General features: G+C 43.3%; 30 protein-coding genes and 2 riboswitches. Of the genes, 8 read left to right on the top strand and 22 right to left on the bottom strand.

What is annotated here, in order from left to right:
* Positions 1-73: 73 nt before the first annotated feature.
* Positions 74-361 carry a Dabb family protein gene (locus tag BK120_RS07040; protein ID WP_076266783.1) on the bottom strand — a complete coding sequence of 96 codons (288 nt, stop codon included), beginning with the start codon at positions 359-361 and terminating at the stop codon, positions 74-76.
* Between the two features lie 110 nt (positions 362-471).
* Here BK120_RS07040 and BK120_RS07035 point away from each other — a divergent pair, with 110 nt between their 5' ends.
* Positions 472-738: a hypothetical protein gene (locus tag BK120_RS07035; protein ID WP_076266782.1), complete on the top strand. Its 267-nt coding sequence runs from the start codon at positions 472-474 to the stop codon at positions 736-738.
* A gap of 69 nt (positions 739-807) precedes the next feature.
* Here BK120_RS07035 and BK120_RS07030 read toward each other — a convergent pair whose 3' ends face one another.
* The 4 genes from BK120_RS07030 to BK120_RS07015 all read right to left on the bottom strand — a co-directional run bounded on the left by BK120_RS07030 (position 808) and on the right by BK120_RS07015 (position 3,025).
* Positions 808-1,197, bottom strand: coding sequence for a cupredoxin domain-containing protein (locus BK120_RS07030; protein WP_054024112.1), 390 nt, complete (start codon positions 1,195-1,197; stop codon positions 808-810).
* A 135-nt stretch (positions 1,198-1,332) separates the two neighbouring features.
* On the bottom strand, positions 1,333-1,734 hold the full coding sequence (locus tag BK120_RS07025) for a YhjD family protein (RefSeq protein WP_083681694.1): 402 nt from the start codon (positions 1,732-1,734) through the stop codon (positions 1,333-1,335).
* A gap of 362 nt (positions 1,735-2,096) precedes the next feature.
* Positions 2,097-2,333, bottom strand: a complete 237-nt coding sequence (locus BK120_RS07020) for a hypothetical protein (protein WP_076266781.1) — start codon at positions 2,331-2,333, stop codon at positions 2,097-2,099.
* Between the two features lie 116 nt (positions 2,334-2,449).
* Positions 2,450-3,025 carry a GNAT family N-acetyltransferase gene (locus tag BK120_RS07015; RefSeq protein ID WP_076266780.1) on the bottom strand — a complete coding sequence of 192 codons (576 nt, stop codon included), beginning with the start codon at positions 3,023-3,025 and terminating at the stop codon, positions 2,450-2,452.
* A 129-nt stretch (positions 3,026-3,154) separates the two neighbouring features.
* On the opposite strand from BK120_RS07015, the gene BK120_RS07010 reads away from it, so the two are divergent.
* Positions 3,155-3,826: a class I SAM-dependent methyltransferase gene (locus BK120_RS07010; RefSeq protein WP_076266779.1), complete on the top strand. Its 672-nt coding sequence runs from the start codon at positions 3,155-3,157 to the stop codon at positions 3,824-3,826.
* A gap of 52 nt (positions 3,827-3,878) precedes the next feature.
* Here BK120_RS07010 and BK120_RS07005 read toward each other — a convergent pair whose 3' ends face one another.
* Both BK120_RS07005 and BK120_RS07000 read right to left on the bottom strand, forming a co-directional pair.
* On the bottom strand, positions 3,879-5,447 hold the full coding sequence (locus tag BK120_RS07005) for a sensor domain-containing diguanylate cyclase (protein ID WP_076266778.1): 1,569 nt from the start codon (positions 5,445-5,447) through the stop codon (positions 3,879-3,881).
* Between the two features lie 80 nt (positions 5,448-5,527).
* Positions 5,528-5,833 carry an ArsR/SmtB family transcription factor gene (locus BK120_RS07000; RefSeq protein ID WP_076267051.1) on the bottom strand — a complete coding sequence of 102 codons (306 nt, stop codon included), beginning with the start codon at positions 5,831-5,833 and terminating at the stop codon, positions 5,528-5,530.
* 122 nt (positions 5,834-5,955) lie between these two features.
* Here BK120_RS07000 and BK120_RS06995 point away from each other — a divergent pair, with 122 nt between their 5' ends.
* Complete coding sequence (locus BK120_RS06995) at positions 5,956-7,347, top strand: MFS transporter (protein WP_076266777.1); 1,392 nt, start codon at positions 5,956-5,958, stop codon at positions 7,345-7,347.
* Between the two features lies 1 nt (position 7,348).
* On the opposite strand, the gene BK120_RS06990 is transcribed toward BK120_RS06995, so the two are convergent.
* From BK120_RS06990 to BK120_RS06945, 9 genes are all read right to left on the bottom strand, one after another.
* The gene (locus BK120_RS06990; RefSeq protein WP_076266776.1) at positions 7,349-8,017 is read right to left on the bottom strand and encodes a DNA alkylation repair protein; all 669 of its coding nucleotides are present in this window, start codon (positions 8,015-8,017) and stop codon (positions 7,349-7,351) included.
* A gap of 100 nt (positions 8,018-8,117) precedes the next feature.
* Positions 8,118-9,473 (bottom strand): S-layer homology domain-containing protein, encoded by a 1,356-nt coding sequence (locus BK120_RS06985; protein WP_076266775.1) that lies wholly within the window; start codon positions 9,471-9,473, stop codon positions 8,118-8,120.
* A 156-nt stretch (positions 9,474-9,629) separates the two neighbouring features.
* A complete protein-coding gene (locus BK120_RS06980; protein ID WP_083681736.1) occupies positions 9,630-10,097 on the bottom strand; it encodes an NUDIX domain-containing protein in 468 nt (155 codons plus the stop codon).
* A gap of 907 nt (positions 10,098-11,004) precedes the next feature.
* On the bottom strand, positions 11,005-11,433 hold the full coding sequence (locus tag BK120_RS06970; protein WP_076266773.1) for a pentapeptide repeat-containing protein: 429 nt from the start codon (positions 11,431-11,433) through the stop codon (positions 11,005-11,007).
* 118 nt (positions 11,434-11,551) lie between these two features.
* Positions 11,552-12,577, bottom strand: coding sequence for a S66 family peptidase (locus BK120_RS06965; protein ID WP_256710820.1), 1,026 nt, complete (start codon positions 12,575-12,577; stop codon positions 11,552-11,554).
* A gap of 177 nt (positions 12,578-12,754) precedes the next feature.
* Entirely contained in the window at positions 12,755-13,162 is a 408-nt protein-coding gene (locus BK120_RS06960) for a DUF6855 family protein (protein ID WP_076266772.1), read from the bottom strand.
* A 76-nt stretch (positions 13,163-13,238) separates the two neighbouring features.
* Positions 13,239-13,586, bottom strand: a complete 348-nt coding sequence (locus BK120_RS06955; RefSeq protein ID WP_076266771.1) for a hypothetical protein — start codon at positions 13,584-13,586, stop codon at positions 13,239-13,241.
* A 475-nt stretch (positions 13,587-14,061) separates the two neighbouring features.
* A complete protein-coding gene (locus BK120_RS06950) occupies positions 14,062-14,667 on the bottom strand; it encodes a DUF2087 domain-containing protein (RefSeq protein WP_076266770.1) in 606 nt (201 codons plus the stop codon).
* Positions 14,668-14,871: 204 nt separating this feature from the next.
* Positions 14,872-15,429, bottom strand: a complete 558-nt coding sequence (locus tag BK120_RS06945; protein ID WP_076266769.1) for an SLOG family protein — start codon at positions 15,427-15,429, stop codon at positions 14,872-14,874.
* Positions 15,430-15,516: 87 nt separating this feature from the next.
* Positions 15,517-15,619, top strand: a riboswitch (TPP riboswitch).
* Positions 15,620-15,706: 87 nt separating this feature from the next.
* Between BK120_RS06945 and BK120_RS06940 the strand changes: the two genes are divergently transcribed.
* Genes BK120_RS06940 through thiD form a run of 4 tightly spaced genes read left to right on the top strand, consistent with a single transcriptional unit; the run spans position 15,707 to position 19,104 of the window.
* Positions 15,707-16,483: an ABC transporter ATP-binding protein gene (locus BK120_RS06940; protein ID WP_076267048.1), complete on the top strand. Its 777-nt coding sequence runs from the start codon at positions 15,707-15,709 to the stop codon at positions 16,481-16,483.
* Entirely contained in the window at positions 16,464-17,240 is a 777-nt protein-coding gene (locus BK120_RS06935; RefSeq protein ID WP_076266768.1) for an ABC transporter permease, read from the top strand. The genes BK120_RS06940 and BK120_RS06935 overlap by 20 nt, the downstream gene beginning before the upstream one ends.
* Positions 17,237-18,262 (top strand): ABC transporter substrate-binding protein, encoded by a 1,026-nt coding sequence (locus tag BK120_RS06930; protein WP_256710819.1) that lies wholly within the window; start codon positions 17,237-17,239, stop codon positions 18,260-18,262. The genes BK120_RS06935 and BK120_RS06930 overlap by 4 nt, the downstream gene beginning before the upstream one ends.
* 32 nt (positions 18,263-18,294) lie before the next feature.
* Entirely contained in the window at positions 18,295-19,104 is an 810-nt protein-coding gene (gene thiD / locus BK120_RS06925; RefSeq protein WP_076266767.1) for a bifunctional hydroxymethylpyrimidine kinase/phosphomethylpyrimidine kinase, read from the top strand.
* 69 nt (positions 19,105-19,173) lie between these two features.
* Here thiD and BK120_RS06920 read toward each other — a convergent pair whose 3' ends face one another.
* The 6 genes from BK120_RS06920 to BK120_RS06895 all read right to left on the bottom strand — a co-directional run bounded on the left by BK120_RS06920 (position 19,174) and on the right by BK120_RS06895 (position 22,904).
* Entirely contained in the window at positions 19,174-19,356 is a 183-nt protein-coding gene (locus tag BK120_RS06920) for a hypothetical protein (RefSeq protein WP_076266766.1), read from the bottom strand.
* A 324-nt stretch (positions 19,357-19,680) separates the two neighbouring features.
* Entirely contained in the window at positions 19,681-20,178 is a 498-nt protein-coding gene (gene queF / locus BK120_RS06915; protein ID WP_076266765.1) for a preQ(1) synthase, read from the bottom strand.
* Between the two features lie 31 nt (positions 20,179-20,209).
* On the bottom strand, positions 20,210-20,944 hold the full coding sequence (queE, locus tag BK120_RS06910) for a 7-carboxy-7-deazaguanine synthase QueE (RefSeq protein ID WP_256710818.1): 735 nt from the start codon (positions 20,942-20,944) through the stop codon (positions 20,210-20,212).
* Complete coding sequence (gene queD, locus BK120_RS06905) at positions 20,944-21,381, bottom strand: 6-carboxytetrahydropterin synthase QueD (RefSeq protein WP_076266764.1); 438 nt, start codon at positions 21,379-21,381, stop codon at positions 20,944-20,946. The genes queE and queD overlap by 1 nt, the downstream gene beginning before the upstream one ends.
* A 9-nt stretch (positions 21,382-21,390) precedes the next feature.
* Entirely contained in the window at positions 21,391-22,041 is a 651-nt protein-coding gene (queC, locus tag BK120_RS06900) for a 7-cyano-7-deazaguanine synthase QueC (RefSeq protein WP_076266763.1), read from the bottom strand.
* Positions 22,042-22,188: 147 nt separating this feature from the next.
* Positions 22,189-22,232: riboswitch (PreQ1 riboswitch) on the bottom strand.
* 150 nt (positions 22,233-22,382) lie between these two features.
* The gene (locus BK120_RS06895) at positions 22,383-22,904 is read right to left on the bottom strand and encodes a hypothetical protein (protein WP_076266762.1); all 522 of its coding nucleotides are present in this window, start codon (positions 22,902-22,904) and stop codon (positions 22,383-22,385) included.
* A gap of 154 nt (positions 22,905-23,058) precedes the next feature.
* Between BK120_RS06895 and BK120_RS06890 the strand changes: the two genes are divergently transcribed.
* Positions 23,059-23,640 carry a DJ-1/PfpI family protein gene (locus tag BK120_RS06890; protein WP_076266761.1) on the top strand — a complete coding sequence of 194 codons (582 nt, stop codon included), beginning with the start codon at positions 23,059-23,061 and terminating at the stop codon, positions 23,638-23,640.
* Positions 23,641-23,672 lie beyond the last annotated feature (32 nt).

Below are 23,672 nucleotides of genomic sequence, written 5' to 3'. Positions count from 1 at the left end.
AAATGATAACAAGCAAATAAGTAAATATTTCGTATACATCCCTCATGTCGCTCATAACTGCTCAACCTGCCTCTCAGCTTTCAAAATCAACGCTGACGGAAGCTTCACGAACTTGCATCATGTGTTCAATAACTTTTTTATGTACAGGATGCACTTGATACACTTCTAGCGCTTCCAAAGATTCGAACTTCGTAATAAGAGCGATATCGTAAGAACGCTCCGAATGCACAACGTCCACGCCAACCTCAATCGACTTTAATACTTCGATTTGCCCTTCCATATCCCTAAGCACTTGTGCGGTACGCGCTACGCTCTCTGCGCTGCCATCTTTTAATTTAAAAAATACGATATGAGTAAGCATTATTTAGTTCCTCCTCTAATATTGACGCATAACTTTTGTCTATTTGTCACATAATAACCTATGCAGTCGCATTACGGCAATCTTTAACACGAAGGGGCTCGGTGTACGTTATGCGCTATCCAGTTACAATTGTTGCAACAATTATTGGACTAGCTATCTGCTTGTTCAACTCCACGGGTTACGACCCGCACAATCTTGTTTTCTTCATGTTTAGCATTCCCGCATGGGTCGTTGATTTATTTGTTGACGTGCACGAGGTTAACGTCTTGCTCATGTATGTACTTACTGTTGCTACATGGGCGCTGCTTGGCTTTCTCGCCGACGTGCTTATCGTACGCAGTCGTGACAAAGAGCATCATCCTCGTTCAGCACGATAGCTTTATTTTAGGCAAAAAGGAGCCTTTCGGCTCCTTTCTCATTTCTACAGCACATGAATCAATTACGCACTAGGCTGCTTCAACCACTAAAGTCGATTCCATCGTTGTATGTCCTTGACCGCATGGAATGGAACAATAGATTCTGTAAGTACCTGGCTCTTTAAATTCCAAATCTGTTTCCGGGTGATCGTTATCCAAAGCTACTTTAAGCTCGTCAATATGCATCCCGTGGATACCGCTTTTGTTGGAAAGTTTTAGTCTAACTTTGTCTCCAACTTTAACTTTGTACTCTTTTTGATCAAATACAAAATCGTTGGACGCTACAACCTTCAATAAAGTCATGCCCTCTGGCAACGAGGCAGACTCATCAACCGGCTTAGCTGGCAGTGCGAACGTGAGCAAATATAAGCCCAGCAAAGACGCCGCTGCGAATACAGTAAACATAATCCACTTATGCATTGCTATGTGCTCCCCTTTGCGATCATAATGTCTACCTCTTATATTACATAAGATCGTCCGAAGTTCTCAACCTTAAACTACGGAAAGCTGAAAAGTTTTTTTGTTATTTTGACAAAACCATGAACAATTACAAAATTAGCTGGACAAATACTGTTTTAACACCCGTTCAGACTCCGCTTTTACAAAGCCCCACAGCATAAAAAAACGATGATGGTACCCTCTGCACACATATTCGGCATGCAAACCATCCGCTTCGCGCTTCTCCTCATACACCTTTATTCCTGTTTCGCGGAATTTCCTTCTAATTCCAGCGAGGTCGAGCAGCACCCGATCCTGCATGCCGCGCATCATCGATTCATAAAACCGCGGCAGTTTAATGGCTGATGTGCCTATCACACGTATATCATGATCCAAAATACGCATAACAATGCCAAGCAAAACGTACTGCTTCACCAGCACAAGCTCTTCCTCGGTCTGTATCGGTGGATTAGCTGCCATTCTGACTTTTCCGCGGGCTTCTTCCTCTTTAGCGGCCATTGCCACCCCTCCAAATAAGAACATTTGTTCTTATTATAGCGAGGAGCGAGGATTTGATGCAAGTTAATTTACTATTACCCAAAAGTTAACTTTTAATCCTGCTTGGCGTGATTGTTTGCGAGTCATTGATTCGCATCAGATGCATGACATAGGCATAAATCAATTTTTACCAAATCCAATGTAATACAACATGCTTAGAAATGCGGCTCGCTCGCGCTAACAACTGCATCTTCACTTTACCCAAAAAAATGAATACCCTTGTAAGAACGACTGCGTGCTTACAAGGGTATTGTTGTCATTACTTTAAAGTATTTCATTATGTACGTCTTCATATTACCATAGTAAAATTACGAAATTCAAAGTCAGCTAACCTGCTTATCCCAAACCAAACAGCCCCTATAAATACAAAAGGAACCATCGCTGTAATTCGCGTGATTCCTTCGGTGTTTCTTATTCAGCTTCGTCTGCTTCTCCTGCAGAGTAGGTGTACGTTTGATTGTTGGATTGACGCCCAGCCAGCTGCCCCGCAGTGCATCCGGTGTCATGCGCCCTTGCTGCGCCAGCTTCTGTCTTGCCTTTCTCGCCTTGCTAATAGACATTAGTAATGCCTCCCAAAAAAAGTATTATAAAGCAACGCCGCCGAGCAAGCATACATTTAGCTTCCTGCGGCTCGCTTCTTCCTATTATACGATGAAAACGTCCTTTGCGAAAGACGCTAACGTGCGTGCAATAATTCAAACTCCTTGCGCAGCATCGTAAATACAAGCAGCTCAATAAAATTCCCATCCTCAAACTCAAATTCCCTCGGCTGACTATCCTGTTTGAAACCGAGCTTACAGAGCAGGTTGATCGATGCAGTGTTTGACGGATCTACCTTTGCCTCGATGCAATGGAGCTTCATGCTGTTGAAGCCAAAAGCAATAATGGGCGCCGCTACCTCACTCATAATCCCTTTCCGCCAGTAGCTTGGAGATAGATCATAACCTAAATCCGTACGCGCATGCTCCTTCAAATAATGTAAAAACCCACATGTGCCGATTACTTTACCCGAGCTCTTCTCTTCAATTATCCATCTGATGCCTATTTGTAGAGCATAAATCTCCAAATGCCAATTCATTTCCTGCCATGCCTCGTCTTCTGCCGAGAAAGGCAGCAGCGGTGTATATTTGACAACATCATCATTGGAATAGAGCTCAAACAATTCATGCACATCTCGCTGCTCTGTTTTTCGCAAAATAAAACGATCCGTCTCTATTCGCGGAAACGTCTGAAATGAGAATGACGCACCCATCCATTCAACCCCTTTTTCCATCATACAAACACGTAAAATACATAATCTTTCCCTTGCATCATAAGCTTGTAAAATGAGCCTTGCATGTGAGCTTGCCATATAATCACGTTTGCGGGAGGAAAATAACGCATGTTAAATCCAAATGAGCACAGCCGCGAAGAAGCACGCTTCTTCACATCGACTGATCCGAGGATAGATACGCTTATCTATCCTTTGCCTGAAACCTGGTGGAGCCGTCCCTATGAGTATGAATGGTGCCGAACGCTCATTTCACCAAATGATATCGTACTGGATGCAGCCTGCGGCATTTCGCACCCTTTAAAATTTTATTTGGGCGGCGTTTGCAAGGAAGTACATGCTTGCGATTTCGATGCGCGCATTAGCTCATGGGAGGCTATTTCTCAGGAAATTATTCAGGACGTAGGTCAGCCAGCTCTCCAGTTAATAACCAACCACCAAGGCTGGTCCAAGGTTCAATATGCTCAGGCAAGTATAACTGACCTTCCTTATGAAGATAATTATTTTGACATCATCTTCTGTATTTCTGTGCTTGAGCATCTAAGACATGTAGATCAGGACCTCAGCTTAAAAGAATTCGCAAGAACAGTGAAACCAGGAGGCCGGATCGCGCTAACCTTCGATTATCCGACAGTTGACTTGCAGCAGCTCAAACGAGCCGCTGAATCTGCAGGACTCACATATGGCGGCGAATTTGAGGCTGCACCCAGCTCTACTGCCATTAGCTCAAATATGTGGGGAACGCTTTATTGCTTTAGAGTACTGTTAAGCAAACCAGTATGATTTTCTATTTGGGATGAATGGCGTATGGAGCAGAGCAGCCTTAACCGAACAACTAATCCTCTCGTCCGCTTAATGGCTTATTGTCGTAAACCGTTGTTCGGTTTCTGCCTGCTTCCTTCGAGCGATAAAGCGCTTGATCCGCCATTTCAATTATTTCCTTCGCTTCCTTCGCCTTCCCACTCGAAATTGAAATGCCGATTGAAACGTAGATTGGACTGCCAGTCGGACTGGCGCCAGCAGCGATTCCTTCTCTAAGCCGCTCCGCAATATTTGTTGCCGTAGGAATGCTTCCTAGCTTAACCAGTATGCCAAACTCTTCACCGCCGTAGCGGAAGCTAAGATCGTGACTTCTGGAAAATGCTTTTATTTGCGCAGCTGTATAGATTAATACTTCATCTCCAATAAGATGCCCGTGCTGATCGTTAATTTTTTTGAAATGGTCAACATCCAGCAGTATAAGCGCAAACGGTATATCCTCGGCAATCCACTCTTGAATGGTCAAATCAAATGTTTTCCTATTCGCAAGTCCCGTAAGCCCATCCAATCGAATTTCCTTGTTCAGTAAATTAAAATGGTTATTTATACTTTGATTAAGCTGTCTCACTTCATAGATGTAAGAATTTGTTTTGGGCATTTTAGAACGTATCGCCTTTGTTGATAAAATCGCTTCCTCTGAGAAAGCAGCTAGTTCAAATAGAGGCTTCGATATTAAATGGGAAACATACCACGCAAGCAGCAGGATTACGATAAATAACGGGAGAAATTGCAGCAGTATACTCCATATCAATTCATTTAATGGCTTATCAATAATTGAAGCAGGCGTTTGTGCTACAATAGCCCAACCGGTTATCGACTCGCTCGCATAACCCGCAAAGTAACGATTCTCCTTTGAGTTAACAATCTCCTGCGATCCGCTATGTCCAGCTAATGCCTTATTAATAACCTCATTTGAAGTAATTTTTTCATTAATTCGCTTATGGTCCGGATGGAAAATAAGGCGGCCTTGCTTATCTGCTACGTAGACGTAAGAGCCGTTTCCGTAAAAATGTTCGTTGAGCAATTTGCTAAGCGCGTTGCTCTCGCTCAAATAAATGGTTCCAGCTACAAAACCTTCATATTCGCCATGTTCATTGAATATGGGTGAAGAAATTAGCATAAGAAGCTGGTTCGTTGTTGTCCCCACATAAGGCTCTGAAATAAGCGGTCTTTTCTGTTCAACCGCTTGTTTCGATGCATAAGAGTTCAGCACTGCCCCTGCCTTGACTCCTCCGCTTGAAAAACTAGATAACATCACTTTACGATTGGAATCCACAATGATAATCGCATTAAAATATTGCTCATTTGCATCGTACCAGCTATCCAATTCCTTTTGCGATATATTTTGTATGCCTGCTCTTGCAGCGATGGCATCAACATTATTTCCAATAATATCCAATAATTCTTTCGTATTAGAGGACAGCTTTTGCGCATATTGATAATTGCTTTCCAAATAACCCGACGTTAGTGAAGTCTTGTTTGTCGTCCATGCAAAATAACCGCCGATGATGGCGGTTAAGATAACAGAGCCGATTACGAACAGCCCCAAGACGAATCGAAGTTTTAAGCCTTTGCGTGTACCCACAGTTGTTCCTTCTCTCGTTGCCAAAGTACAGCCTTATTTTAGCGTATATGGGCGAGAAAAGAAATAGTTCTTACTTTCGTCTATACAGAAGCCGGTTGAAGAATAGCCGTTAACAGGCCTGGAAAGCGAGCATCCAAATCCTCAGTGCGCAGCGTCAAAAAATGCTGGGTGCCTTGCTTTCTAACATTCACTATACCCGCTTCACGCAATGTACGGAAATGATGCGTCATTGTAGACTTTACGACAGGAAGATCAAAGTGGCCGCAGGACTGTTCGCCATGCTTATCGATAGCGACAACAATGCTAAGCCGAATAGGATCACTTAATGCATATAAAACAGAAGTAAGCTCAATATCCTCACGATTGGGATGGAATAATATTTTCAATGGCATTCGCACCTCTCTCATTAAGTACTTATTGCATTATACCATAGCTCATGCTATATTTTCATTGTACGATAATATTCGTACAATGAAAATAGATAAAGAGACAACTTTGGAGGTTCTATATGAGAAACAGTGCCGCTGTTACTGTCCCACCCGTATTCACCGAGGAGCGGCCCGCCTTTAGAGACGGTCTCGTTATCCCGCTGCTAGGTTTAACCGTAATTATTGTGATCATGAATACGATGATGTTTAATCTGGCCTTGCCCCAAGTCACGGCTCAGTTTATGCTATCCCCATCGGCAGCTTCATGGATCATAACTGGTTATTCTATTATATTTGCCATTTCATCCATTACCTACAGCAGACTCTCTGACTTTGTTCCGATTCGTCTGCTGCTCACGATTGGCTTAATCGCCATGGGCGGCGCATCAGTGCTTGGTTATTTTAGTCATCATTATGTACTGCTGCTTGTCGCGCGCCTGATTCAAGCTTGCGGAGCGGGCTCCGTCCTTAGTTTAACCATCGTGCTCATTACACGATTCATTCCACTTGCTCGCCGGGGCAAATCCATGGCACTTATTACTTCGGCTGCGTCACTTGGCCTTGGTCTAGGCCCCGTCATCGGCGGTGCTATAACACAGTATTTGGGCTGGAACGATCTGTTTATCGTTACCGGAATCTCACTTTTACTCATTCCTGTGTTTTATCGACTGCTGCCGGTTGAACCATCGAACAAGGGGTCCTTCGATATTCTAGGTGCTGCACTTGTCGGAATTGGCTCCACAGGTGTTCTGCTCTATATTACGAACCATTTCTTGATTGCTCTTATTGGCGGAATCCTAGCGCTAATCTTATTCTGGATACGGATTAATCGTGCAGTAAATCCTTTTGTTCAGCCTACTTTGTTCCGCAATAAAAGGTATATTCGTCTGATTACACTTGGTGTTGTATCTTACATTAACAATTTTTCTACACTATTTTTGCTGCCTCAGGTGCTTATTCACCTGTTCAAGCTGACACCAGGTCAAGCAGGTCTCATTATTTTTCCGGGAGCCATTGTAGCTATGCTTTCCTCCAATCGCATTGGAAAAATCATTGATCAACACGGCAACAGCTTGCTGCTTCGGCTAACTCCTTGCTTTCTCTTGCTCGCTGCTGTTTCTTTCGCCTTGTTCGCGGATCAATCCATCTACGTTGTCATGGCAATTTATATCGTGATGAGCGTTAGTTTCTCCGCGTTAAACTCGGGCGTTTCGAACGAGCTGTCAAGAATTTTACCAAGTGAGCATGTAGGTGCTGGAATGGGCTTGTTCCAGCTGTCGCAATTCATTAGCGGCGCTTTCAGCGTAGCGATTAGCGGTATCGTTCTCGCTGCACAAAGCACTGTTCCGCTTGGCCGTGCTTTTTCAAATATATTTTGGGGAATGGGCGTCATTGCCGCCTTCGCCATTGCAGCATCGTGGTTGTACTATTTCTCTTCCAAGCAGCAGCTCGATGAGTCAAATCTACGTTAAGCTAAACGATATGCTTTAACGCCTCTTTCTTGCTAAGCGGCGAGAGCGGCGTTTCTTCTACAAACCGATGCACACAGGCTGCATCGGTTTTTGCATATTCTCTAAGCGCCCAGCCGATAGCTTTGCGAATGAAAAACTCGCTTTCGTCCTTCGTGCGGCGTATATAGTCAAATAATCGATCTGTATCCGTATCATGCTTGTACTTAAGCTGAAACAACAAAGCAGTTCTGCGGAGCCACATCTGATCAGAATCGATCCAGCGCTCCGTATACTCCGCTGTTAATTCCGGATATTTCGAGAGCTGACTGCCGACTAAATGCGCTGCCAGAAAATCAACGGTATCCCACCAAGAATGGGTCGTTACCCACCGCTCCAGCCTGTCGATATGTGAAGGCTCAGCCTCTTTGCTGTATCTTTCCATCAAACCCATCGCTACATAATGGAACTCTCGCTCGTTCAGCTGCCATAGCTGCTCTGCTGTTTGCAGCAGCGCCTCGCCCTTCGGCTTTTCATTTTGCTTCCAAAACTCGCGCAGCAGCTGCGTTCGCTCCGGAGTCTTTAGGCCAAGAAATATAAATTGGCCGCGCATGTAAGCCTCCATAGGCTGAGCCGTCTCCGGATTGGCGTGCTCCCTGAACAAAGCTTCCAAAGCATGCGCAATTGCAGTCATCAAATACCAGCTCCTTTTCTTGAACGATAACACAAAGCAGCCCTGACCATCAACGATGGTCAGGGCTGCTTCATAGTAACTATTTTGCCAAATAATCTTATTAAGCCGCTTCGTTATGCAAATATCTAAAGAATGGCTTATCTACCCAAAATTGAGTAGGCGTAATGTTGACATTAGGATCAATGGCTTTAAATCCTGCAACGACCTTCGCAGAATCCTCATTAAGCGAGAACGGGTTAACTGTATAAGGGCTGTCTGGATCTGTAATAAAGTTGTTCGTAATAATTTCATAATCCTTCAGTGCAGTTTGTGAGTAGTAGAGCGGCTGCCACCATGATGCAACGATAAGTCCTGCTTGATCCTCTTCATCTTTCTTCGCATAAGCTAGAACAACGTCTTGGAAAGCTGCTTTATCTGCCGCAGTTGCAAATTCAAATTCAAGGTCATACTCTTTGGAATACGAAATATAATTGCCATTTGCAATTTTAACTACGTTTGGACCAGGATTGCCCCATTCCGCTAGAAAAATAAATGCGGATGTTTTTGGCTCGAATTGCACTTTCGCATTTAGGCCTTCACTGCGAAGCAAACCAATAAGCTGAATCGCGTGATTAAAATCGGAATGACCGTAAATCAGAGACAAAGAATCGATGAAGTTAGCATTGAAACGGGAGTCCTTGATGTTGTAGCCTGTGATCAAGCTTTGCTCCAAAGCAGTATTTACCAGCTTTTGCAGCTTAGGCGCATCGATAATATCAGAAGTTTCGTAAGCGCTGCTTAGCTTTTGGAAAATATCGTTGTCGTTAACATAACCGATATACTTTTTGTAAAGACCTTTTGTAATAAGCACTTTACCAAGCAATGTGTGGATCAATTGATCGCTTGCTGCATTTTTTGGTTTGAAGCCTGTGTAAAATTCAGCTGGCAGCAAGCCTGTATCTACTGCTGCTGCAACTTCTTGCGCACCTTTTGTGCCAAGCGCGCTGCTTTTAACGTTCAGCTTCGTTAGTACTTTGTTTACTTTAACAGCCGGGTATGTATAAGCAAGCTCCTTCAAATCCGCTGCTCTTACTGCAATGGAAATCGCTACAGCGCTTGTAAGTACTTGATCGCCTTGAATGGCTGGGCCAGACAAAATGCCTTTCTCATACAAAGCCGCCGCTGCTGGATAAATCTTATTATCTGACTTTACATCGGAGAAAGTGACCTCTTTGCCTGATGGCTCGTAACCAAGAATATCAGCTACTGCTTCAATAAATTCACCCTTCGTCACTTTGCTGGAGAGGCTGACATTAAATTTTTCTTTCAAAAACTGCTTATACTGCGCTGCGCCATCTTCCTTTAGTGCCGCTGCTTCAGACGGAGCCGCAAAGGCTGCTGATTGTGTAAAGATAACAGAGAAAGATAAGAGGAGTGCTACTAGCAGTTTTGTGTATGATGCTTTTGTGTTTTTCATAAACATTGCCTCCATGTTTCTAATTCCGATGTTTTTAATCGGGTATGAGTAATGTTCCATAGTATACCAGCTAAAAAATGAAAGTGTCAATAAATATATTTTATTTATTAAGTTTTTCTTTTCCCGGATATCATCGTTATTTTGTCATACACTATTTCATTCGTTTTTACCTTTAGCAGAGATAACCTTGCACCACTCAAGAACCGCTTTGTCGACTTCATCCATAGTACCAATTTCTGCAATTAAATCCCAAAGTACGATCTGCTCAGTTTCTTCATTTGCTTGGAATGGGACGAGCTTATCTACATTAGCATAAAAAATGGGATTATATTTGATATCTCCATTAGGCTTCTTCACTTTTATCAACCCGATGAACTCGAAGTCATTAACGATTTGTGATGTTTCTTCGAATAACTCCCTGCTTGCACATTCCCTCGGTGTTTCCCCTTCCTCTCTTCCCCCTGCGGGTACTTCCCATTGTTGTCTCCACTTGTTAAAACAAATAAGAAATCGCTCGTCACAATTGATTACCGCGTATGAACCCGCCAAAAGTACATCCTCGCTGAGGTCATCCTCTTTCATAGGTAAGCATGCCAATAGCTCAAAACCATTTTTATTTGACATTATACTCAACGTTGTCTCTCCTTCCATCATTAACTTACCTTCGAATACTCCACTTTATAAGAGATTTATGGATTCGTGTAGCTCTACATTTACGTAGTACTCGCAATAACGGATTTATTTAGTTTTTATTTTCAGTTCAAGCATGGCGGACCTAACAATACAAAAAAGACTGCCCCTCGGCAGCCTTCATATAGAAATACAATTAATTCGCAGCATCCATTTGCTTATGTATGATGATGATTTACTATAAATCTTCAAAGCCGACCGTTATAAAAATACCCGCACTAACGACTGTAATATGAACAATAGAAAATAAAACATGTACAGAAACTACATTCAAATCTTTTCTTGTCAGCTGGGGACTCGTTCTTAACTTATATATGGAAAAGCCAATTAGTCCCGTTATGAATAATGATTGAGCCAACCATCTTGAAACGGTTAAAAAAGCTGGAGTATTATTAACGATCGGGTTTAAAAACCATCGAAATGGATCAAATAACATTGCCGCAAGAATCATAGCCCATGCCAACAAATGAATCGGCAAAGCAGTTAAAATATGGTTTCGAATAGCTGCTCTCCTCCTATTTTCAATCAGATATCATAGAGACGTGACAATTTAGAACAATGTTGCTTTGCTAACGGACATCAGGTACTCTATTTGCTACATTTTCACCCTTTTTTGCGAACTAACGGACATAGAGGACCTTATTCAGCTTCAAAAGTCATAATTTTACTTCATTTCACATCCATAACGTATCCTATGTCCGCTAGCAAGCGGATTGTACGTTAAACTCATAAATAGCGTCCTCATCACATTTATTTAAAAAAAACCGCAAAAGGCTGCCTTGTTGGCGAACTTTTTACGGCTTTAGGTGATCGTGCCTCGCTGGATAAAGTTGATTTATTCTTATTTCTGCTCCATAGCTTTAAACTGTTTAATTAAACCTTCGATATCAATTCCGTTTATAGTTAAACCAGAAATATCGCAGTTGTCCAACTTAGCGTTCTTTAAATTACAATCCGTGAACACGCTTTGATGTAGATTACAATTGGTTAATTGCACAGGTGTTCTGTTGAATTCAACATCAGGCTGATTTGGATTGCCGAATCCAATGTTGCGAAAATGGGCTCCGCCCCACTGTGCACCGTCAATAACAAACTCACTCAAATTAGCATCGGAGATATGTAATCCCGTTACATTCACATCATTCATATTCATACCACTAAGATTACAACAGTTAAACGTGACCTGCTCCGCACAAACATTTTTGAAGCTGGAAGCTGTAACATCTGAATTAACGATTGTCAGGATCTCTTTTTCATTTTCTAATTTCATATTTTACCCTCCAAATTATCGTTTGAATTCTATTCTAGTTTAAAACAGCAGCTGATTTCTGTCCAAAATAATATTCACAATATCATGTACTTAAATAAATGACATATAGTAGATTTTATTATTGCACGGCAGATTCTTCAATCGAAAAAAGTACCCCTCGTTCCTCAGTGGCTTGCAAACTAGCCTCAACACCATTCGGAAGTACAATCATAGGGTCCGTGTGGCCAAAATCCGCATCATATATGATCGGAAAATCGTATCCTCTCGTTGCATTCTGCAGCAGCTCTTGCAATGAATCTTCTTCATTAAATCCTACATTCGAGTGGAATCTTCCAATAATCAGACCGGAAATTTGATCAAAGATACCCATCTGGCGAATTTGTGTAACATATCTATCAATTGTACTTGGCTGCTCACTCTCGTCGTCTTCTAGACACAAAATTTTGCCCTCGAAGCTTGGTAAATAGGGTGTACCCGCCAGCAGGAGAAGTGTACCCATATTCGCAGCTAGTATAGGCCCTCTTGCATGCCCTGGCTTTAAAATCTTCATGCCTGTATTAGGGACGGTCGCTCTTGGGCGTGAATCGTCAATGTCCCAGCTTAAATGTTCCTCTGTCCAATGATCGCTGGAGTCAATCTTTCCAATTGGTGTATCCTTCATTAAAGTTCTCACAAAGGAATGGTATGTAAAATCAATAAGTCCGCCAAATTCTCCGAATTGCGGCATAATAGCGGGTCCCATAAATGTAATAAGATTTGTTTTCGCATGTATGCCTGCTAGAAGTGCAGTGATATCGCTATACCCCATTATAATTTTCGGATGGCTGCTAATAAGCGAATAATCTAATTCTTCAAGCAGCTGATGTGAATTGTATCCGCCTATTGTAGCGATAATTGCTTTTACATCAGGGTCACGAATCATATGATGAAAATCATCCAAACGATTATTTAGGCTGCCAGCCGTGTGACCAGTCCTCTTCCTGCTATGCTGTCCTGTAATTACTTTAAATCCCATATTTTCTAAAGCAGCTATTCCACGATTCAATCTGTTTGGGCAATAAAATGCAACCGGCGAGGATGGTGAAACAATTCCAATGGTATCTCCGGGTTTTAGTTTATCGGGTTTCAATTGTGAGGATGTCAAGGAATAACCCTCCTTATCATTCTTTTAAAATAAATATATACAAATATTTGTAAGTTCTCAATCACTCTTACAATAAAAAAAAGCTGCCAATGCGGCAGCCATTCACTTAAACTCAATAATCATTCACAATAGGATTGAATGGTTCTCGTCCCATTTAAAGTTTTCACACCACTGCTCTTAAATGGACTTCATCCGATTATTCCTTGGATTATGCTCTAATTCTGCAAGTCCCAGCTTCTCCATTAATGGTGGAAGATACATTCCGAATCTGCCGCGCAGCCCTTTTTTCAATCCATACCAGCCGCCAATCGGGTTTTCAGACGAGCGTCCCCATGCTTCAACGGTACCCTCTTTTGCAGGCTTCTGCTCATCGGCGCTGCCAAGCTCAATCCAGTCACCATGTTGTTTGAGCATCGCGCTTAAGTCTTCGATGCAGCGGAAATCATAATGCAAGACCGTCTTCCCAACTGTGCATACTAAAATTTGTTTACCGTCCTTTTCATCCTTATACATTTCATATTCAGATGTCTGAGGGGGTGTTTTTAATTTCCATGGGTTTTCTTTTGTACCTTCTGCCAACGTCATATGTATTCGCTCCTTTTGTAATCCACTCTTATTATGTACTTTATCTTTCAGATATCCTTCAGAAATTACTAAATGTTTACTCTGGAAGCTTGGAGATGACGCCATCCAAAGGAAATACCATTTGAACAAACTCCCCCGAATGAGCATCTATATTTACAATGACACCATCAATCATAGAAGACCATTGTTGATTGCCCAACAATTTGTTCCAAAACGTATTCTTCTCTAGCACAACATACTTTGCATTAATCTCAGTGTCAAATTTAGAATTCAATTTTTCATTTACGATGTCCACATATTCTTTTGCTTTGATCATAGCATTGTATTCGCTTAGGATAGGCTTTTGAATTTGAAAAATTACAACGATTCCTATTGTTGCCGCAAGCAATAATAACAAAGTAACCTTCTTCACTTTAACCCCCAATTGTTCTTCTCCATATCACAATCTCAATTTTAATAGATCGATGGTATATTTTATTTTTCAAATCAAAATCATGTATCGTCAAATCATCATATCTTTTGATTTCTGAATTGCAGCTATCAATTGATTGTAAATCCCATCAGCCTTCCCCATCTCCCAAGCCCCCAGGTCCTGCTTATTTCCATTTCGTATAATTAAAAAAATTCGATAAAAAAATTACTTTTACTTTATGACGCAGTAGCACAGCAGCCGCTCGATGAGTTCAGTTTTACTTCTAACGGACATAGAAGCCCTTATTTTCAAATTTAAAGGCCAAATTAGATTTTAACGGACATAGAGTCCGTTATTTAGCAGAAATCGCAGTCATTTATAACGATTATAGCCAAATAACGGCCTTCATGTCCGCAACTACGGCCAATAGAAGGAGATAAGGCAAATAAGGCATCTGATGTCCGCTATTATCAAAAACAACTTCCGCTTACGAAAGAATCTCCCACTTCGCCCAAATTTCTTGCGGATTCAATTCGTAAATATCATTTTCTCTAAACATTAATTGATGCATAATGAACTCTCTGCGAATGGTCGCGAAGTCGTCATGATAACCTTTGATAAACGCATTAATTTCCTTCTCTGTATACTGTTTCCCTCTCGTCAAATGAGAAACCATATGCTGAAGCACGATCAACTTTTTCTTATGCTGAGCCGGCATATGCTTAAGCTTACCCTCAGCAGTAAAAAAGTTGCGGATGACTGAATCCTTCAGTTTCTTATTGCTATCCTCCATGTTGTCCACTCCTTTCTCTGTACCTGCATTACGGTAAATGAGCTCCGCCGCCGCATTAGCGTTACTCTTAATAAAATAATGGTTCAGCGAAAAATAAATCGTATTTTTCTCTCTGCGTTCATTAATTAAGCTGGCCTCTCTTAATTTGGTTGCATGATGCGTAATCGTAGCAGGCGTCACGCCTAATTTCTCTGCGAGCACCTGTCCATTAAGCTCACCTTCAGCCAGCATAATCAACAATTTAATTCTCGTCGGATCGGATAATGCCTTATGATAGGCTACCACCTTATCTAATTGCACCGTTCACCACCTCTTCCTCCATCAAACAAATTTAACTTATATCTAATTAGATATTTATCTAATCAGATAATAATACGCCACCTATTATTTGTCAAACACAACAATCTCGAAAATACAAATAGTCAGCTTGGCGCATAGAAAAAGCTGACAGGTCTCTGCCTGCCAGCATAAAATAAACTCCTCTTACTCAACTACGATGCATCGTTAATTTTCCGAATACAAATTGTCATCATCCGCAATGCTCTGAATGTCCTCCGAGCTTATGCTGAAATAGCCATAGCCCTCAGCCTGCTGTTTCTTTAACGCTTTTTCTTTAAAAAACTTGGGGCTGCCCTCGCCTGCATCCTCATCATAAACGAGCAGAATACCGTCCGTTTTCCGAAACAGCAGCTCGTCCCTAGCCGTAAACTGCCAAATGCCATTATAGGGCTGGTTGCTGACCGAAGCGTAATAATCGACCCCTTTTAAAACCTGCTGATAAAACTCCTTTTTATCATCCTTCCATTTCTCTTCCGGATTGCTGTATGCCGAAATAATTGAAAGTCTCAAATGAGGATAAATTTCCTTCAGCGCAATAACGACCTCGCACGCCCACAAATCCACGCCATATTGACCCGGGGTAATCACCCACTCAAGCCCATCTTCTATAAGCGGAACCAGCTTGCCTGTCAGCGCTTTTTTTATATAAACAATGCCCTCATGCTTCTGGCTAAAAATATTAAGCTCATGCGCTCGGTAGCCCGTTACGAGTAAATTTTTCATTTGTCCAACGCCTTTTCGGATAATTATGGTTTACATCTATCCAGTGTATGCTATAGTAGAAAAAATACAAATTGCATATAAACCTATTTATTTCACTAGGGGAGCCTAACGGCTGAGATGGAGCAACTGCTCCGGACCCTTGGAACCTGATCTGGATCATTCCAGCGGAGGGAAGTGGAGCAGCAAAGCATTCATTCATGCGCGCAAGCCTTGTGTGATCGTTAGACCCGCTCATTTCCCCTCGGAAATGGGTGGGTCTTTATTTGTTTACGGAGGGATGCGTATTACAGCCATAATCTCACTTCACCAAGTAAGCTACACCTACGACAAGCTTGCTGAAACATCTATACTGTCTAGTCTTTCGCTTCAAGCCCATTCTGGTGAGTTTGCCTCTATCATCGGTGCTAGCGGCTCAGGCAAAAGCACTCTCTTTAAGCTCATGGCCGGATTGCTTCAGCCTAGCCTAGGCGAAATTAGGCTGCATGGCAAGCCTGCACCCAATCGTCTCGGCAAGATTGCTTATATGCCGCAAAAGGATCTTCTTCTGCCATGGAGAACAATACTCGGCAATTGTCAGCTTCCACTTGAGCTGACATGCAGCAATCCCCATTATACCACGATCCAAATCATGGAGCTGCTAGAGCGCTTCGGACTAGCAGGCTATGAACAAGCTTACCCTGACGAGTTGTCAGGCGGCATGCGACAGCGGGCAGCTTTTCTGCGCACGCTAGTAACCGGACAAGAGCTGCTGCTGCTGGACGAACCGTTTGGCGCGCTTGACGCCATGACCAAACGCGGCATGCATAAGTGGCTGCTTGAGCTGTGGAGCGACCTTGGAAAAACAGTACTCTTTATCACACATGATCTTGAGGAAGCGATATTGCTGAGCGATCGCATTTATTTATTGCCAAGTGCAGCTAACGAGGCGCAAGGGATGCAGGAAATAGTTGTTCCTTTGCCGAGACCAAGACACTATGAGCAAAATTATGAACCCGACTTCATCAAGCTGCGGCAAGATTTGGAGCGAAGACTGCATGCGCAAACCTCTAATTAACCAGTGGCTGAGCCATTACGGTCTTTTCATACTGCTGCTCGTTAGCTTGTTGTTCATTTGGCAATGGGTCGCACAGCTCGGACTGGTTCCGTCCTACATACTGCCGTCACCTAGCTCAATAGCTCAGGCATTAATCGAAGACGGCCATCTGCTGCTTGGCAAACATCTGCTGGCTACGCTTAAAGAAGTGTCCCTCGGTTTTCTATTGTCGATTGTTATTGGGACTGCGCTCGCTGCAGGCATGCACACTTTCCGAATACTGGAGAAGGCGCTGTACCCGTTTGTCGTCATCAGTCAGACCATCCCGCTTATCGCTCTGTCGCCAATTTTCATTATGTGGTTTGGCTATACGATTTGGAGCAAGGTCGCTGTTGTTTTTTTGACTGCTTTTTTCCCTATCGTTGTGAGCACCTATGACGGACTTAAGAAAAGCGGTAGCGAATATGAAGAACTACTGCTCACAATGGGAGCAACGCGCTGGGGCATTTTCCGAAAAATACAAGTACCCATCGCCCTACCGTCCTTCTTCTCAGGACTTAAGTTATCGGTCGTCTATTGCGTTGTCGGCGCCACCATCGGTGAATGGCTTGGAGGCAGTGAAGGCCTAGGCTACTATAGCCGCCGAATGTCCAACAATTTGAACGCCGATTCCATGTTTGCATCTGTTTTCCTGCTATCCCTCATTGGCATCTTATTATTTGCTGCCATTGTCCTTTTGGAGAAATCAATTCTAAAGAGAAAGAGGTTCAATACATGATCATCAACGCAAAAATGAAATGGATAATGCCAATGCTTGCTTCTCTGCTGCTCGTGCTTAACGGGTGCAGCAGCAACGCTGTCCCAACTGAAAACAAACCCGAGGACACTTCGGCTAAACAAAATCCTCAGACTATTAGCATTATGCTCGACTGGTATCCAAATGCGGTGCATTCCTTCCTCTATGCGGCTCAAACAAACGGTTATTTTGCGAAGCATGGTTTAGAGGTTAACATTCAGATGCCCGCAGATACGAATGACGCGTTGAAGCTAGTGGCTGCCGGCAAGGTTGATTTGGCGCTCAGCTACCAGCCACAGGTATTGATGGCTCGCGGCGAGGATATTCCTGTTAAATCCATTGCTGCAATCGTCAGGCATCCGCTTAATCATCTAATGGTACCAGCAGGCGGAAGCGCCAAATCACCCAAGGACCTTGTTGGTAAAAAGGTCGGCTTCTCCTCCATCCCTCTCTATGAAGCAATGATGCGCACCATGATTAAGCATGATGGCGGCGACCCGCAAAATGTCGAAATGATTGACGTTGGATTTTCCTTTATTCCAGCAATAGCAACCAACAAGGTAGATGCGATCATCGGCGGATTTATTAATCATGAACAATTGCTGCTTGCCAAGGAAGGGCATCCGATGACGGCGATAAACCCAACTGATTTTGGCGTGCCGGATTATTACGAGCTCGTACTTGTAGCAAGTGAGCAAGGACTGGCCGAGAAGCAGGCGTTGTTCAAAAGCTTCATCGCAGCCATTACGGAGGGTCAACAATTTGTAGCTGAAAATAAACAAAAATCGTTGTCGATTTTAGTTGAGCATGAGAACCAGACCTCCCCTCTCGATCAAGAAATCGAGACAAAAAGCTTGGACATTCTTCTGCCTCTCATGGATGCAGGGAAGCAATCATTTGGATATCAGGAGCCTACTTCATGGTCTAATGTAAGGGATTGGCTCGTCGATAACGACTTGCTGCCAGATAAAATAAAGGCTGAGGATGCTTTTTCAAATTTGTAAATTAATTCTACTCTTTCGAAGGAGATGCACGGATGCGAAGATATCAAGCACTTACGATTGCAGGCTCGGACTCCGGCGGCGGCGCAGGTATTCAAGCTGATCTAAAAACATTTCAAGAGCTCGGCACCTATGGCATGTCGGTTATTACCGCAGTGACTGCGCAGAATACGCTTGGCGTTCAGGGCATCTACCCACTGGATGCTGAGGCTATTAGCTGCCAGATCGAGTCAATCGGCGAGGATCTGGAGCCATCCGCAGTTAAGACAGGTATGCTGTTCAGCGCAGAAATTATAAAGATCGTCGCAATGAAAGTAAAACAATATAACTGGCATAATCTCATCATTGATCCTGTCATGGTGGCGAAAGGCGGCTCTCCTCTGCTTCAGCAAGAAGCTATTCAGACACTGATTACGTATTTGCTGCCGCTCGCGCTTATAACGACTCCTAACATTCCAGAAGCCGAACTTATCGCAAAAATCCCGATCCGTACGTTAAGCGATCGAGAGAAAGCGGCCCGAATATTGCATCAGATGGGCTCACGCTTTGTTGTCATTAAGGGCGGCCACGGTTCAAGCAGCGAACCGCTCGTTGATCTCATCTACGATGGAGAACAATTTGTATATTTGGAAAGCAAACGTATCGACACTAAGCATACTCACGGCACAGGATGCACTTTCTCCGCTGCGATTGCAGCAGAAATTGCTCAAGGCAAACCTGTACTTGAAGCTATAAGAACTGCCAAAGCCTTCATTCAAGCCGCTATTGAAGATAAGCTGGGAATTGGGGGCGGGCATGGCCCAACCAATCATTTTGCTTATAGGGACAGACAGCGCTTGAGCTGATTGCATTTTATTAGAAATAGCAAACGCCGCTTCCATATAGGTCGCGGCGTTTACTAATTAGTCATGCTTTCATGCCTTTTCATCCTGCTTCGGCTGCAACAAGAAGGGCTCAATCATATTATCTATACTAATATATTCAGCTTGTGACGCGCTTGGAGCTGCAAGCGCTCGAACGGGAGATACTCCAAAGTTCGTTAACGCCGATGCTATGGTGCAAAGCAGTACAGACATACATATCGCATTTTTAATCATCGTTTGTCCACCTATTCTCCAGGACGTGTCTGAAAACCCGTTCAGTGGCACCTTTCACCGCCTTTTCACCCCCTGCTTCGTTCCGTTTGCTTGACGTACCCCGGTACGCCTTCACAAACGCGCCTTGCATGGAACGAAAATTTGGCAAAATTTGCTGTCCTCTGAGTTCTCAGACATGCCCTAGTAACTCTAAACTAAGTATAGACTTTAAAAGAATAATTGAAATGGACTTCAGGCATGAAATTCACCTAGACCTTAGTCGGGCAATTCAGAAAAATCTATCATAAATGTATCTCTTTTACTAATTTGAGCTGCAATTCTAAATTAACGATTATCCACTTTCTCTGGGTACAAATCATGATTCATGAGGCGATGCTCGGCCATTTGCTCATATTTTGTGCCAGGCTGGCCATAATTGCAATACGGGTCGATGGATATGCCGCCACGCGGTGTGAATTTGCCCCATACTTCTATATATCTTGGACTCATCAGCGCAATTAGATCATTCATGATAATGTTCATGCAATCCTCGTGGAAATCACCGTGATTGCGGAAGCTGAACAAATACAGCTTAAGCGACTTGCTCTCTACCATTTTGTCACCCGGAATGTATGATATATAAATGGTTGCAAAATCCGGCTGTCCCGTCATTGGGCAAAGACTCGTAAATTCCGGACAATTAAATTTCACGAAATAATCGCGATTCGGATGCTTATTATCAAATGCCTCCAAAATTTCCGGTGCATAGTTAAACAAATATTGTGTTCCTTGATTGCCTAGCAGCGTCACACCGCTCAGCTCATCTTTGCTTCTTCCTTCCATGCTCGTTTCCGCCTCTCTTAGCTGTTTTGATTTAAACGCCTTTCTTATTGCCCCATACCCATGTATGAAGCTGCGGCAGAACGTGCACCCGCTTTAAATCCTGATTCGGCATAACCTTCTCGATCAGCCATTCATAACGCTCCAATAAATAAGGAAGCATGAGCTGCGGCTCCGTTTCCTGCAAGTTTCCATTGCCTGCCTGCAAATAAAATGGAACCATTGGATACCTGAGGTGAACGTATGTCGCGTACTCTAGATCATCCTCGTCGAAAACGACTGTTTTTAAGCAAAAGCTAGTTGATTTCCGATTCAGGTTGGACACGATTTCATCGAGCTTCGACCAGTCTGTCTTCATGCCAGAGCTCGGCGGCTTAGGCGACAAAGTGAGCTCATCAATCGACCAAAACCAGTCCTGCCAACGACTTCCTTGTGTCTCCAGTGCAACGCTGATGTTTTGTTTATGGAGCTCATCCACAAATTCACCCAGCTGCGGGAGCAGTGCGGGATTGCCGCCTGAAATCGTCACATGCTCAAACGTATTTCCACCTATTGCTTTTAATCGCTCTATTATTTCAAATGCTGTCAGCATGCGAATATCTTCTTTGCCGCTGCCGTCCCAAGTAAATGCCGAATCGCACCAAGAGCAGCTGTAATCGCAGCCAGCAGTACGAACAAACATCGTTTTCCGGCCAATAACCATACCTTCTCCTTGGACCGTAGGGCCGAATATTTCCATTACAGGAATTCGTTTATTGGATGGCATCATTAGACCGCCTCCCGCTTCGGACGATAAATACAATAGCTCGTCGGCGTTTCACGCAAAAAGACCTGAACGCATTGCGGACGATTTACAGTACCATCCAAATGGCGCTGAACGATGTCGCTAATCGTTCGGGCTACCACTTCAGTCGTAGGAAAACGATCGGGCAACACATTGCTAAAGTGTTCGTTGTCGTCATTAAGCAAAGAATGGTCAAAACGATCATGAATCAACCTTTTAATTATGGCGAAGTTGACAAGAAAACCTGCCTCGTCAAGCTCATCGCCTGCAACTGTTACATTCGCATAATACGTATGGCCATGAAGTTGCTGGCATTTTCCAGCCTCTTCACTCGGTACGAAGTGAGCTGCTGCAAAGTGAAAATCCTTATTAAGCTCATAACTATAGCTATGCTGTGCGGCCGGATAAATCTGCTGCATCATCGCTTCACCCTAATTGCGCTGGACTAAATATTCGTCCAACCCATTCCTTCGAAGCTGACAAGCGGGACAATCTCCGCAGCCATCCGCAATAATTCCGTTATAGCAGGTCAATGTGCGTTCACGGACAAAATCAAAGGCGCCCAGCTCATCTGCAAGCTTCCATGTCTCGGCTTTGTTCAGCCACATAAGCGGCGTATCGATCACAAACGGATAGTCCATCGATAAGTTCAGCGTCACATTTAACGATTTTACGAATATATCTCGGCAATCCGGATATCCGCTAAAGTCCGTTTCGCATACGCCTGTTACGATATGTTTCGCACCAAGCTGCTTTGCAAGCACTGCTGCGAACGTAAGAAATAACAGATTACGGCCATCAACAAAAGTTGTAGGCAGCTCTCCTTCTTTTTGCTCAATCGCGATATCGTCTCTTGTGAGTGCATTGGGTGCCAATTGATTAAGAAGGGACATATCAAGAATATGATGCTTAATCTGAAGTTCCTTGGCGATAGCCGCCGCGCAATCCAGCTCCAGCTTATGCCGCTGTCCATAGTTGAATGTAACGGCCTCTACCTCCGCGAATCGTTCCTTTGCCCAAAATAAACAGGTCGTGCTGTCCTGACCGCCGCTAAACACAACGATCGCTTTTTCTGATTTCATGCTGCATCTCCCTCTCTGATGTGAGAAGACTGAGATCGCTTGAATTCCTTCGTATGTACATAAAAAACCAAAGAAACGGCGCGAAGCGTTAAAAAAACCGCTTCGCGCCGAACGCGAAAACGACGATGTCACCTAATGGGACAATCGTTTCGCATAGTTTTTTATAGAGGGAGTTCGCGAACCTCTCCCGAGAGCTATCATTGTCCGTAGACAACAGCTTCGGAGTTTCTTCTTCAGTTGTTCATTCACAAGTACTATAGCATAGCTTCTTGCTTAAAGAAACAGACAGTATTTCACTGTAAATATTAGGAACTTAGAGGACTGGAATATAAAAAAAACATTTATTCAGCAATCTCTTTCAGCTTCATCAATGTCTTAAGGACATGATCAATCAGCTCCGGAATATCCTCCATTTGCTCTTCGCCTATTTTGCGACTAAAGCCAAGCTCGATCACATTCGAATAGGTAGGCGGCTCCGTGCCAAAAAGGTAGCTTATCGTTTGTGTCGGTTCTGTATCCGGCTCCCAAATACGCTTCATAATTTGCTTAATTTGGCTGCACTGAGTTGTGACATCCGTCACTTCCATGAAGAAACGAATTCGAAGCGAGCATGCAGGGGTCTCGCCTGTCAGCTCCAATATTTCCGCCGCCAAATCCTTCAGCGAGGCAGTCAGCTGAATTTCCGCAGACACCCCTGCATATTCAGCAAGCTTAAACTCCAGCATAAATTCTCGCGACATAACCGCCAGCTCCAGACGATCTACCCGGTTGATAATATCAATTTTCCGGTCGAGCGTATCCAAATCATAGAGCTGATTCTCAAAGACTACTTTCAAATTTTCATAAACAGTTGGATCAAACATCGATTTCCCTCACTTATACTACAATATCGTCTTTGCTATTGTAGTCGATAAGAGTAACAGAATCGAGCTTTCGATTCGCTTTTTTGACACTTTAATCTATACCGAAGTCCATATTTGTAATATTATTGCAATAAAGAAAAGAGGTGCTGCATCGATGAAAATAGCTTTTATTTTATTTGATGGCGTTACTTTTTTGGATTTTGTCGGCTTCTATGATGTCATCACTCGCTTGAAGTACTACGAATCAACAAAAGAGTTCTCTTGGGATATCTGTGCGCTGCAGGAAGAGGTTACGGATGAGCTTGGCATGACGATTAAAGTCAATCAAGTCAAACCCGATCTAACGCAATATGGCCTCATTTTCATTCCCGGAGGGCTTGGAACAAGAGCGTTAAGGTTTGATGAATCGTTCACCGCTTGGATAAAGGAGGCTCAGCAGGCAGCGTATATCGTCTCCGTGTGCACAGGCTCGCTGCTGCTTGGAGCCGCTGGTTATCTGACCAATAAAAACGCTACTACCCATCCTTACGCCTATGATTTATTAGAGCCCTATTGTAAAGAGGTTATTCGCTCGCGTATTGTACGAGACGGCAATGTCATTACAGCCGGAGGAGTCGCCACCTCGATTGATTTGGGTCTTTACATCATCGGGTTTTTCTTAGAAGAGCATGAGGTGAAAAGTATTAAAAAACAAATGGATTACCCTTATGAAATGGAAAGCATAGCGATCTATTAACCTCTCTACCAGAAAAATACGGTGTAGTTTCA

This window comes from Paenibacillus sp. FSL A5-0031 (assembly GCF_001956295.1).
Taxonomy (GTDB): Bacteria; Bacillota; Bacilli; order Paenibacillales; family Paenibacillaceae; genus Pristimantibacillus.
This window is presented reverse-complemented; position numbering and strand designations above follow the sequence as displayed.